This is a genomic window from Clostridium taeniosporum (assembly GCF_001735765.2).
In the GTDB taxonomy this organism is placed as follows: Bacteria; Bacillota; Clostridia; order Clostridiales; family Clostridiaceae; genus Clostridium; species Clostridium taeniosporum.
Genome location: NZ_CP017253.2, coordinates 2,870,879 through 2,884,108, shown reverse-complemented (window position 1 = coordinate 2,884,108; position 13,230 = coordinate 2,870,879). Strand labels below are relative to the sequence as shown.

At 24.4% G+C, this 13,230-nt stretch carries 10 protein-coding genes; all 10 read left to right on the top strand.

Features of this window, described 5'->3' with window-relative positions:
* Positions 1–32: 32 nt before the first annotated feature.
* Complete coding sequence (locus BGI42_RS13050) at positions 33–827, top strand: ABC transporter permease (protein ID WP_069680716.1); 795 nt, start codon at positions 33–35, stop codon at positions 825–827.
* A 12-nt stretch (positions 828–839) separates the two neighbouring features.
* Positions 840–2,099 carry an ABC transporter ATP-binding protein gene (locus BGI42_RS13045; protein WP_069680715.1) on the top strand — a complete coding sequence of 420 codons (1,260 nt, stop codon included), beginning with the start codon at positions 840–842 and terminating at the stop codon, positions 2,097–2,099.
* Between the two features lie 26 nt (positions 2,100–2,125).
* The gene (locus tag BGI42_RS13040; RefSeq protein ID WP_069680714.1) at positions 2,126–3,310 is read left to right on the top strand and encodes a class I SAM-dependent methyltransferase; all 1,185 of its coding nucleotides are present in this window, start codon (positions 2,126–2,128) and stop codon (positions 3,308–3,310) included.
* A gap of 23 nt (positions 3,311–3,333) precedes the next feature.
* On the top strand, positions 3,334–6,435 hold the full coding sequence (locus BGI42_RS13035; RefSeq protein ID WP_069680713.1) for an HAD-IA family hydrolase: 3,102 nt from the start codon (positions 3,334–3,336) through the stop codon (positions 6,433–6,435).
* A 72-nt stretch (positions 6,436–6,507) separates the two neighbouring features.
* Entirely contained in the window at positions 6,508–8,061 is a 1,554-nt protein-coding gene (locus tag BGI42_RS13030) for a glucosyltransferase domain-containing protein (protein ID WP_069680712.1), read from the top strand.
* 54 nt (positions 8,062–8,115) lie between these two features.
* On the top strand, positions 8,116–9,099 hold the full coding sequence (locus BGI42_RS13025; RefSeq protein ID WP_069680711.1) for a glycosyltransferase family 2 protein: 984 nt from the start codon (positions 8,116–8,118) through the stop codon (positions 9,097–9,099).
* Positions 9,100–9,118: 19 nt separating this feature from the next.
* Positions 9,119–10,207, top strand: coding sequence for a polysaccharide pyruvyl transferase family protein (locus tag BGI42_RS13020; RefSeq protein WP_069680710.1), 1,089 nt, complete (start codon positions 9,119–9,121; stop codon positions 10,205–10,207).
* A 12-nt stretch (positions 10,208–10,219) separates the two neighbouring features.
* Entirely contained in the window at positions 10,220–11,419 is a 1,200-nt protein-coding gene (locus BGI42_RS13015; RefSeq protein ID WP_069680709.1) for a Coenzyme F420 hydrogenase/dehydrogenase, beta subunit C-terminal domain, read from the top strand.
* A gap of 58 nt (positions 11,420–11,477) precedes the next feature.
* Positions 11,478–12,338 carry a hypothetical protein gene (locus tag BGI42_RS13010; RefSeq protein ID WP_242984729.1) on the top strand — a complete coding sequence of 287 codons (861 nt, stop codon included), beginning with the start codon at positions 11,478–11,480 and terminating at the stop codon, positions 12,336–12,338.
* A 513-nt stretch (positions 12,339–12,851) separates the two neighbouring features.
* Entirely contained in the window at positions 12,852–13,154 is a 303-nt protein-coding gene (locus BGI42_RS13000; protein ID WP_069680707.1) for a nucleotidyltransferase domain-containing protein, read from the top strand.
* Positions 13,155–13,230: the final 76 nt, after the last annotated feature.

Sequence of the window (13,230 nt, the reverse complement as noted above, 5' to 3'; positions counted from 1 at the left end):
TTAAAATTTTATTAGCTTTTGGGAGGGAACTTATGTTTTTTAAATATTTAAAGTCTTTAATTTCAGATAGAGAACTTTTAATAAGATTATCAATAAATGACTTCAAAGCAAAATATGCAGGATCTTTACTAGGTATAATATGGGCTTTTGTGCAGCCATTAATTACAATTTTGGTTTTTTGGTTTGTATTTGAAATGGGTTTTAAATCAGCACCGATTGATAATTTTCCATTCATATTATGGTTTATACCAGCATATGTTCCATGGATATTTTTTAATGATATTCTTATGTCTACATCTAACTGTTTATATGAATATAACTATTTAGTAAAAAAAGTAAAATTTAAAGTTAGTATTTTGCCAATTGTAAAAATAATATCAGCTTTTTTTGTACATATATTTTTTATTATGTTCATATTTTTTATATATTTAATTTATGGTTATAAAATTAATATATATTTTTTTCAATCATTTTATTATACTTTTGCATTAATCGTATTTACAATAGGATTAGCATGGGCTATATCTGCACTTTCAGTATTTTTTAAAGATATGTCACAATTAATATCTATGATATTACAAATTGGATTTTGGATAACACCTATTTTTTGGAATTCAGATAAAATTGAACCTTGGATATCAAAAATATTAAAAATAAATCCTATGTATTACATTGTTAGAGGATATCGAGATAGTTTTATTTATGAGATACCTTTTTGGCATAGAATAAACACATCAATTTATTTTTGGGTAATAACTATTATTTTATTTATAATAGGAGCTTTTATTTTTAAAAAATTAAGACCGCATCTAGCAGATGAATTATAAGGAGTGTAAAATTTGAACGTAGTTGAAGTAAGAAATGTAAAAAAAATATATTCTTTATATGAAAATAAGAAAGATAGATTTAAAGAGGCTTTTTCAATATTAGGAAAAAAATATCATAAAGATTTTTACGCATTAAATGATGTGAGTTTTAATATAGAAAAAGGTGAATGTGTTGGTATAATTGGTTTAAATGGTTCGGGAAAATCGACACTTTTGAAAATTTTAGCAGGTGTATTAACTCAAAGTGAAGGAAATGTAAAAATTTTAGGAACTGTATCAGCATTATTAGAATTAGGAGCAGGATTTAATCCTGAATATACTGGACTTGAAAACATATATCTTAATGCAATGATAATGGGATTTTCTAAAAAGGAAACAGAAGAAAAACTACAGGATATATTAAGATTTGCAGATGTTGGAGATTTTATTAATCAACCAGTAAAATTATATTCTTCAGGAATGTTTGTAAGGTTAGCTTTTGCAATAGCTATTAATGTAGAACCAGATATATTAATTGTAGATGAGGCATTAAGTGTTGGAGATGTATTTTTTCAACAAAAATGTTATAAGAAGATTAAAGAATTAGCTGGAAAATCTACAGTTTTAATTGTATCTCATGATTTAAATGCAATGACAAAATTTTGCAAAAGAATAATTGTTATGAATAAAGGTGTTTTAGAGTTTGATGGTGAACCTAATGAGGCAATTGCTAATTATTTTAGAATCAAACAAGGAAATGTTAAAGATAACTCACTATTAATTTGTGATAAAGACAATAAATTATTTAATTTTAAAAATTATAAAATTCCAAATAAAAATCAATATAGCGGGAAAAATAATGTGATAATTGAAAAATATTTTTATTCTATTAATAATGAACCTTTTGCAGAGGGTTGCAAGAAATATGATGAAATAGATATATCTATTATAGTTAAAACTAATAAAAGTATTGATAATTTAATTGTTGGATATCAAGTAAGAGATAAATATGGAAATGAGATTTTTGGTGAAACATCATTAACATCACAAGTAGAACAATTTAAATTGCAAGAAGGAAGAAATATCATATCATTTAAAGTTACATGGCCAGAAGTTAGAGAAGGAGATTATTTTATTACTTTAGGAATTGGAAATGGATTAGAAGTTTTAAATCAAACCGAAGAATGTTGGATTAATAATGTAATACATTTAATTTCAAGTACAATTGGCAAAACAATATTTGGAATATTTAATAATCCTATTGAAGAATATAAAGTAGAATTATTAAAGTAGATAAAAAGTAAGGATGGTAATATAAAATGGAAGATTGGATATATCATAATCCAAAGTTTGAATGTGATAAGATAAATTATGAACTATTAAGATATTCACCTTGGTCAGGACATAGAAATTTTGCATATGATTTTGTGAGTTTTTTTAAACCTAAAACTATTGTTGAGCTAGGAAGTTATTATGGATGTTCAGCATTTGCTTTTATGCAAGCTATAAAAGACCAAAATTTAAATTTGGAATTTTATGGTATAGATACATGGTCAGGAGATGATTTTACAAAAGATGATTACAAACAAAATGTATTTTTAGCATTTTCTGATGTTGTAAAGAAATGTTTTAAAGAGCAAAATGTTAATATGTTAAGAAAAACTTTTGACGAAGCAATTGTACATTTTAAGGATAATTCTATAGATTTACTTCATATTGATGGTTCTCATCATTATGAAGATGTTAAATATGATTTTGAAACATGGTTTTCTAAAGTTAAGAATGATGGAATAATTATGTTTCATGATATAAGTGCAGACAAGATGTATGGAAAAATTATGGGATCTCATTGCTTTTGGGAAGAATTAAAACAAAAATTCACATTTACATTTCAATTCGATTTTAGTTATGGATTAGGAGTATTATTTTTATCAGAAAAAAAATATAATTTATTTATAAAATCTATTGATATTAAAAAATATCAACAAATTAATAACAGTTTATCTGTGGAATATAAAGATGAATTGAGAAAAAATTATTTTATTCTAGAGGATAATAAATTTCATATCAATAGTTTATATGAACAATTAAAGATTAAAGATAATCATTTAAATAGTTACAAAGAAGATGTGGGGGAAAAAGATAAATATATAAAAGAACTAGAAAAACAAATCGAAGAAAGAGATAAAGGTTTAAATGATTATCAGTTAAATGTAGAGGGTAAAGATAAATATATTAAAGAATTAGAACAACAAGTTAAAGAAAGAGATAAAGGTTTAAATGATTATCAGTTAAATGTAGAGGATAAGGATAAATATATTAAAGAATTAGAACAACAAATTGATGAAAAAGAGAAAAGTTTAAATGGTTATAAGTTAAAGGTAAAAGAAAAAGATATATATATAGAAGGACTAGAAAAAAAAGTTACAGAAAAAGAAAATTATATTTATGAAATAGAAGAAAAAGTTAAAAAAAGCTTTTTCGGAAAATTTATAAAAAGATAAGATGAGTAGGAGTGTAGATTGTAGTGAAAGATACTTTGATTTCTATTATAATACCTGTTTATAATACTGAGAAATATTTAGAACGTTGTTTAGATAGTGTAGTAAAACAGAGCTATAAAAACATTGAAATCATTGTTGTAAATGATTGTTCACCGGGAAATGTAGAAGAAATAGTGCATAATTATATAAAACAGGATAAAAGAATAAAATATGTTACATATGAAAAAAATAAAGGTTTATTTTGTGCACGATTAAAAGGTGCTGAAATTGCTACTGGTGATTATATTGCATTTATTGATAGTGATGATTATGTAACTATGGATTTTTATCATAGTTTAGTAAAGAATGGTGTGGAATATAATTCAGATATTATAATAGGAAAAACAATTTTTGAAAAAAGCAAAGAAGAACGATATATTAATAATCTTCATGATTGTTGTTTTTTGTTTAATGAATTAAATGGGAAAGAAGTAAGAGAAAGATATTTCAATCAAAAAGGATTATGTTATTCTTGGCATACTATATGGAATAAAATATATAAAAAAGAATTATGGGATAAATGTTTCACATATTATAATAAAATTACAGAACATTTAATTATGACGGAAGACATTGCATTTTCAACGTTGCTATTTTACTTTGCACAAAAAGTTACTACAACACAAAATGAAGGTTATTTTTATTGCCAAAATGGAGATGCATCAACAAATGTAGATAATATAACTATAGAAAAATTTGAAAAAAACATAAAAGATATAAAAGGTGTATTTGATTTCATAAATAGTTTTTTTGAAGATGTTAATGCAGAGCAATGGATAAAAGATAAATTCTTAGAAACTAAAAAATATTATTCTAGGATGTGGAGAGAATTAGGAGAGAGAGTTTTCTTTGGTTCTAAAAAAACACAGGCTACTAAAATTATGGATGAATTTTTGCCAGGATATAAAGAACATACAACTGAAGATGATCATTTTTTTGAGTCGATAAATACAAAGTGGAATGGTGGATTAGAATATATAAAAGAGCAAATAATAAACGGAGACTATGAATATATTAGTTTTGATATATTTGATACGTTGATTACTCGTCCACTATATAATCCTACAGATTTATTTTATATGCTAGATAAAAAATTTGAAGAACTATATAAAACTAATATTAGTTTTTCTAAAATAAGGATTGCAACAGAAGCTATAGCAAGGCAAAAAGAAGGTAGATTAAATCCTTCTTTTCAAGATGTTAATATTAATGAAATTTATGAGTATATGAATAAGGAATATAACATTCCTAAAACTATTACAGATTTGATGAAAGAGGAAGAAAAGCATTTAGAAGTACAACTTTGCCGTCAACGTAAGGCAGTAAAGGAACTTTTTGATGTAGCTTTGATTTCAGGAAAGAAAGTAATCATTGTTTCAGATATGTATCTCGATGAAGAAACTATTTGTGAAATATTAGATAAAAATAAATATTATGGTTATGAAAAACTGTATTTATCTTCTACATTAAGATTAACAAAACATAATGGCGCATTATTTAAATCAGTGTTAGAAGATTTGAATATTAAAGGGAATAAAATTCTTCATTTAGGAGATACGTGGCAAAGTGATATTATAAATGCTCAAGCGGTAGGAATTCAAGCAATGTTTATTCCTAAAGCAGTAGAAATATTTGAGAATAAAATTCCTGATATATGTACGAATAATTGTGCATATATGGCTAAATTAACATGTGGAAGTGTACAAAATACAAAAGAACTTATGAATTCTTTAGGATTTCGTTCAATGTTAGCTCTTGTTGCAAATAAATATTTTGATAATCCATATATAAGTTTCAATGAGTTTAGTGATTTTAATATTGATCCATACTTTATGGGATATTATGCAGTTGGTATGCATATGGCAGGCGTTGTAAAATGGATAATAGAACAATCAAAGGAACAAGAATATGACAATATTCATTTTATGTCTAGAGATGGATATTTGCCTATGAAAATATATGAAAAGTATCATCAAGTATATAAAAATGCACCAGAAGCTAAATATATTTATACATCTAGAAAATCACTTTTACCAGGAATGCTTATGGACAAGTTAGATTTTTATGACTTACCTATTGAGTTTAGAAATCATACTCCAAAAACAATTTTATCTTTACTTAAGTTTTGTTCAGAAGACATTAAAGGTGAAGATATAGAGATAAAATTGAAAGAGAACGGAATTTTATATAATAAGGCTTTTGAAAATGAAAATGAGTATAATCATTTTATTAGATATTATTTAGAAAACTTATATGATGAAAATAAGCATGAAGTAGCTTATGACATAGCAAAAGATTATTATTCAAAATTGAATAGCAAAAAAGATGTTACTTTTGATTTGGGATATAGTGGAAGAATACAAGGTGCAGTTTCTAAACTAGCTGGAGAAGGAATAAATGTATATTTTATACATAGTGATAGTAAAAAATCAGATAGTGTTAAGAGAAAACATAATTTCAAAATAAAAAGTTTCTATGATTTTACTCCAAATATGACTGGATTAATTAGAGAACATCTTCTTTCAGATCCAGGACCTTCGTGCATCGGATTTAATAGAAATGAAGGAGAGATAGTCCCAATTTTTGAATCAGAAGAAAAAGACTTTCAGGATTTCTTTATAGTAGATTTAATTCAAAAAGGGGCACTTGATTTTACAAAAGACTATATTGAAACTTTTGGAGAGTATATAGAATATATTTCTTTTAAAAGTCAAGAAGTATCACTTGTTTTCGAAGGTATGCTTGTTAATGCAAAAGATTTTGATAGAAAAATTTTCAAGGCGTCATATTTTGAAGATTTAGTTTATGGTGCTAGAGATAGAATTAATATATATGAATTCATTAAAAATGAAGTTAATATGTTAGAAAACCCTACTTTAGTTGGAGATAGTATTATGGATTATAGTAGTATGATAGAAAAAATACTATGGGGAAGAAGTAAGACTATAAAATTTATGGTGTATGCAATTTTTGATAGAAAAACATTGAAGGACAAGATGAAAATTAAATTAAAAGATAAACCTATAATATTCAAATTATGTAAAAAAGGATATAAAACTATTAAAAATTGTTTAAAACATAAATAGTAAGTAGGATACTTAAAAACAAAAGTATTTCATATAAATTTGATTATTATATAGGGATAGGAAGTGAGATAAATGAGAAAATTTAAAGAATTTATAAAAGAAAAAAATGTATTAGTAGAGGGGAACCAGACATATAAAATAAATTATTTGTATATTTTTTTAAGTTATCTAATTTTAAATTTTTGTATATATGGATCATTGTGTAGAGAACATTATGCTACTGATTCATATAACTTATTTTATACAAATGCTCGTGGAGCTTTTATTTGGAATGGACGTATAATACCTTATTTTTTTAGTTTGCTTTATAATAAATTAAATATAAATATAATAGAGATACAGCCGATTACTACTTCTTTATCTATTCTTTGTCTTGCTGTTACAGCAACATTATTATTTATTACATTTTATAATAAATTAAGAAGTAATACTAATATATCATTTTTTACTATTTTTTTTGCTTGTATGTTGTCAACAGTTAATTTTATCATACTTGAATGGTTTCTTTTTCCAGAAGTTGTTTTGTTTTATACAATAGGAATGTTATTAGCAGTATTAGCAGCAAAATTATTTGCAGATAGGAAAAAAAATTGTTGGAATTTTTGTATATCAAGTATTTGTGCATTATGTTCAATGTATATGTATCAGATAAATATAAATATTTTTATAATAGTTGTATGTATGTTAATTGCTATGAATAATGAGTTTAAAATAAATAAGAAGTCCATAAAAGAAATTGTTTTAGGTATTTTAGTTGGCTTTTCTGCAGCGTTAGCTTCTCTTATTACAAATCATGTTATAAAATTATTACGACCTGATATAAACTTTAGAGCATCTGGTTTTTCACTTACATCAATATACTCAAATGTTATTCATATTATAAAGTTACAAAAGCAAATATGGATACAAGGTATTAATTTAATGAAAGCACCTTGGATGTTATGTTTTTTTGTTGCTATGTTATTGGTTATATTCTTTGCATTTGTAAAAAGAAGCAGTAGTAAAGAAAAAATTAGTATTACATTTATTATTTTTATATTATTAGTTAGTTTTATTGTAATCTTTAATCCAAACTATTTTTTTAGCACTGATATTTGGTTATCTCCTAGAATGATTGTTGCATTGCCATATTTTTTAAGTATATTACCAATAATTGCTATTTGTATTTACGATGGAAAAAAAGTTTTTAAATATCAATCTGTAGTACTAATAATAGTTATTCTTCTTTTAATTCCTAATATAAGAACAACACAAAATATAATTACAGATCACTTTGCAACAAATAAAATTGATAAGCAGTATGCTTTACTGATTAATAATGAAATTAAAAAATATGAAAATGCAAATAATATTCAAATAAATAATATAGCTACTAAATTAGATGTTAAACCAACATATGTTTATAAAGGGATAGATTATGCCAGTTATGACACAAATGCAAGAGGATATGTTATTCCATGGGCTGATATAAATATGATTAACTATTATTCAGGAGAAAATTATAATAAAGTAAAAATGAATAATCAAATCTTTGAGACATATTTTAAAAATAAGAATTGGAATTATTTTAATTCAAGTGAGCAATTTGTATTTGTTGGTGATACTTTATATTGGTGTATATATTAGTATTATAATATTAAAAAATAGATTGTACTATATGAATGAACGGGAGGTGTTAAAATGCATAAATTATCGTTGATTATTCCTTGTTATAATGAAGAAGAGGCATTGCCTTTTCTTTATAAATCAATTTGTCAAGTATGTGATATTATGAGTGATCAGAAATTTGAATTTATATTTGTTAATGATGGCTCTAAAGATAATACATTGGATATAATTAAAAATTTCGAAGTGGAAGATAAAAGAGTAAGATATATATCTTTTTCAAGAAATTTTGGAAAAGAAGCTGCAATGTATGCAGGACTTGAAGCTTCAAATGGAGATTTTGTAGCTATTATGGATGCGGATATGCAAGATCCACCAAGTTTACTTCCGCAAATGTATAGTTATGTTAAAGATGGTGAGTATGACAGTGTTGCAACGAGAAGAGTAACACGTGAAGGTGAACCACCTATAAGAAGTTTCTTTGCTAAACAGTTTTATAAAATAATTAATAAAATATCAAATGCAGATATTGTAGATGGAGCACGTGATTTTAGATTAATGTCACGCCAGATGGCTGATGCAATACTATCTATGAAAGAATATAATAGATTTTCAAAAGGTATTTATGGTTGGGTAGGTTTCAAAACTAAGTGGTTGCCTTTTAAAAATATTGAAAGAGTAGCAGGAGAGACAAAGTGGTCTTTTTGGAAATTGTTCACGTATTCATTAGAAGGAATTATTGGATTTTCAACTAAGCCTTTAGCTATTGCATCTATTTTAGGATTAATTTTTTGTGTACTTTCTTTTATATTTATTATATATATAATTATAAAAACAATTATTTTTAATAATCCTGTAGAAGGATGGCCATCACTTGCATGTATTGTTCTTTTTGTAAGTGGAATTCAATTATTTTGTACAGGTATTGTTGGACAATATATGTCAAAAACATATTTAGAAACAAAAGCAAGACCAATTTATATAATTAAAGAAACAGAGAAAATGAATAATGATAAAAAAAATGAAGTTCAAATAAATAAAATAGAAGAAATATATTAAATAAGGAAAGGTATTAATAATGAAAGTTGGTATAGTTACATTTCACTTTGTAAATAATTTTGGAGGAGCATTACAAACATACGCTTTATCAGAAGTTGTTACAGAGTTAAATAAAGAGAAAACAATTATAATAGATTATAGACACTGGTTTATTAGATTTACAGATTTTATAAGAGTATTTCCGATTACCACTAATGTTAAAGAAGTTTTATCTGGTTTAACAACATTTAAAGAAAGAATAGGAAGAATCAAAAAATTTCAAAAATTTAATAATGACAACTTTTTAACTTCATCATTATATACTTCGGAAAAAAAATTAAATCAATGTACTCCTCAATGTGATAAATTTATATGTGGTAGTGACCAAATATGGAATCCTATCATAACATTAGGAGTATGTTCACCGTATTATTTAAATTTCGTAAAAGATAAGGAAAAGAAAATATCTTATGCAGCTAGTTTTGGAGTAACAGAAATAAACTCAAAATACTATTCCAATATAGAAAAATATCTTCAACAATTTAAAGCAATTTCTGTGCGTGAAAAAGAGGGTGTAGATTTAGTTAAGAAAATCAGTGGAATAGATGCTGAATGTTTAATAGATCCAACATTTTTACTAACTAAGGAACAATGGATTAAGATAGCAGAAGAACCTAAAAATAAAGAACCATACATTCTTGTATATATGATGCAAAAAAATGATAGTGTTTATGAATATGCAAGAAAAATCAAGGAAATTTTAAACATAAAGGTTATTGATATAAGTAGGTATGGATTTAAACAGGATTTCGTGGATGAAGTTTGTATAGATATTGGACCTAAAGAGTTTGTGGGATTATTTAATAATGCGTCTTATGTATGCACTAATTCTTTTCATGGACTAGCCTTTTCATTGATTTTAGAGAAAAACTTTTTTATTGTACCAAGTACAAGATTTAATTCTAGAATTGGAAATTTGATGAATATATTTAATTTAGAACTTATAAAAGATATAAATAAAGATGTTATAGAAAAAGAATCATATGATAAAAATGAAATAAGAAAAATAATGAATAAAGAAAGACAAAAATCTATCTCATTTTTAAAGAAAAATTTATTTAATGATTAATAGGAGAGTTCGATGATTAATATAAGTAAAGAAACAAAATATGATTGTTGTGGTTGTAATGCTTGTGTTCAAATATGCCCAACTCAATGTATTAGTATGACCGTTGATGAAGAAGGGTTTAAATATCCACAAATCATGAAAGACAAATGCATTGGATGTAATAAGTGTGAGAAAGTTTGTCCAATAATACAACAAAAAAATAAGAATTCAACTTATTCTGACTCAAAACCTAAAACTATTGGGGGATGGCATAAAAATGAAGAAGTAAGGAAAAAAAGTTCATCAGGTGGAGCTTTTACATTATTAGCTGAATTTGTACTAAAAAACAAAGGGATAGTATTTGGAGCAGGTTTTAATGAAAATTTAGAAGTTAATCATATGAGTGTGGAAAAAATAGAAGAGCTAGATAAACTTAGGGGTTCAAAATATGTTCAAAGTGATATTAAAGATACATATTTAAGAGTAGAAGAAAATTTAAAAAATGGAAGAATAGTTTTGTTTGTAGGAACTCCTTGTCAATGTGCAGGTTTAGATTCATTTTTAAGAAAAGACTATGATAAATTATATAAATGTGATTTTATTTGTCATGGTGTACCATCACCATTAGTATTTGAAAAGTATAAATTATATTTAGAAGAAAAATATAATGACAAAATTATTGAATTTAAGTTTAGAAATAAGGAAAAAGGTTGGAGAGATTTAGGTCAGATGGGCACAATTATAAAGTTTAAAAGTGGAATAATAATAAAAAATATTCCCGCATACAAGGATTTTTATATGAATGGTTTTTTAACTGACTTGTATCTAAGACCATCTTGTCATGACTGTAATTTTAAAAGTATACCTAAATATTATTCTGATTATACAATAGCTGATTTTTGGGGCGTAAAAACAATGTATCCTGAAATATATGATAAAAAAGGTACTTCATTAATGTTAATTAATACTAACAAGGGGATTAATTTATTTGATGAATTGAAAAAAGATTTTTATAATGTTGAATGTAATATAGATATAGCTGTAAAAAGAAATCCTTCATTACTTAAATCTTCATATGTATCTGAATATAGAGAAATATTTTTTAAAGATATAAACACTAGATCTTTTGAATCATTAGCTCATAAATATATGACTATAATGGCAAGAATTATTCATATAGTAAAAAAAGTAATTTTAAGAAAGAAGAGAAAAAATGAGAAAAAAAATATTTAATATTTTAGGACTTCTTATTAGTTTAATTTGTTTTCTGTTTATTTTACGAACAATATTTTTGATAGAATTTGATTGGAATATACTAAAAGATAAAATGGGTATATTTTGCATGTTAACAGTTATTTCTGCCATATCAATTCTTCTAGTTACAAATGCTTGGGCTAATATATTAAATTTTATTGAATATAAAGATGTATCAAAAAGTACTTTGTCATCAGTATATATAAAAGCAAATATAGCAAAATATTTGCCTGGAAATGTTATGAATTTGATTGGCAGAAATGTTATGGCAGGTAAACTAGGATTTAAACAAACTAATATAACTATAAGTACAATTATTGAGATTATATTTTTTGCATTTACTACTATAATTTTATCATTAATATTTTCTATACACAAAATTAAATATATAATTAGTATTATATATCAGTATATAAATTTTTCTTTTATTATTAGCATAATAATAATAATATTTATTCTGTTAATTGTCATAACTGTTTATAAAAAGTATATTTATGTAAAAACAGACAAATATATTAAACAAATTAAGAAATTTATAACCTTAGATTTTGCCAAGCTAAGTATAAAATTATTCATTTTATATGCTTTGTATTTTTTTATATTAGGATGTTTGTTGGTAATAGTAATTAATAATGTATTAAATATAAAGATTAATTTATATGATGCATCATCCATAATAGGATTTTATGTACTATCTTTTTTTATTGGATATATAACTCCAGGTGCACCAGGTGGTATTGGAATTAGAGATACTGTTATAATAGTATTATTGTCAAGTGTAGTAGGAACTTCAGTAGCAATTATCTCTTCGTTAATACATAGGATAATAACAATTGTTGGAGATATAATTATATTTTTATTTAGTTATATAATTTTTAGAAAACAAAACAATAGTTAAATTATAATAATATGAATAAATTAACAAATAAAACCAGATAAAGTTTAACAAGGGTAATAAATAATATTTTTGTAACTATAAACAAAATGAAAGTGGATTTTCATTAGCTAAATATGTCTTTAAAAGAGCTTTAGAAGATAAAAATATAAAAGTGATTTTTAGCTTATTGCCTAACTTTGGAATAAGATATATTGCAATGAAGTTAGGACAACTGAAATAATTTTTGGTGTCCAGAAAAGTGAACATAAGGCAAGTTGGTGACTGTCACCATATATAAGCAGATAAGACATAAAAATCTTATTTGCTTTTTGTTTATCAAAAGTATTTCATGGGATATAATATAAGCATAAGAGAAATGAACTTAAGAATGAAAAATATTATAAGAGTAATTAATATATTTTATAAATCAAATACTATGAGTTTGTTAGAGGAGTTTACTAATGAATGAATTTAAAGATATAACATGGAAGCAAAGATTTGAAAATTTTAATAAAGCATAAGGAAGTATAATTTATGTATGGATTATTAGATAAGGATTTGGAATATATATTAAAGGGTTTAAGTAAGTTCCTACAAATAGAAAAAGCACTGATTTTCGGTAGTAGAGCAATAGGAAATTATAAAAAAGGATCAGATATTGATTTGACAATAGTAGGAAGCGAAATAAATGATAATATATTAAGAGAACTTTATGATTATTTAAATGAAGTATGTCCTATACCATATTTTTTTGATTTATTGCATTATGAAAATATAAGCAATGAAAAATTAAAAAAACATATAGATGATTATGGAAAGATCATATATAACAGATGAAATAATATTTAAAATTTCATCTGTTTTTTTATAAAAAATTTATATTTTTATGTAATATTTCTTTCTAATGCATATA

What these genes read in the sequence shown, in the direction of transcription:
- BGI42_RS13000 (WP_069680707.1), top strand. Translation starts at nt 12,852, where the DNA reads ATGTATGGATTATTAGATAAGGATTTGGAATATATATTAAAGGGTTTA.
- BGI42_RS13025 (WP_069680711.1), top strand. Translation starts at nt 8,116, where the DNA reads ATGCATAAATTATCGTTGATTATTCCTTGTTATAATGAAGAAGAGGCA.
- BGI42_RS13015 (WP_069680709.1), top strand. Translation starts at nt 10,220, where the DNA reads ATGATTAATATAAGTAAAGAAACAAAATATGATTGTTGTGGTTGTAAT.
- BGI42_RS13020 (WP_069680710.1), top strand. Translation starts at nt 9,119, where the DNA reads ATGAAAGTTGGTATAGTTACATTTCACTTTGTAAATAATTTTGGAGGA.
- BGI42_RS13030 (WP_069680712.1), top strand. Translation starts at nt 6,508, where the DNA reads ATGAGAAAATTTAAAGAATTTATAAAAGAAAAAAATGTATTAGTAGAG.
- BGI42_RS13050 (WP_069680716.1), top strand. Translation starts at nt 33, where the DNA reads ATGTTTTTTAAATATTTAAAGTCTTTAATTTCAGATAGAGAACTTTTA.
- BGI42_RS13040 (WP_069680714.1), top strand. Translation starts at nt 2,126, where the DNA reads ATGGAAGATTGGATATATCATAATCCAAAGTTTGAATGTGATAAGATA.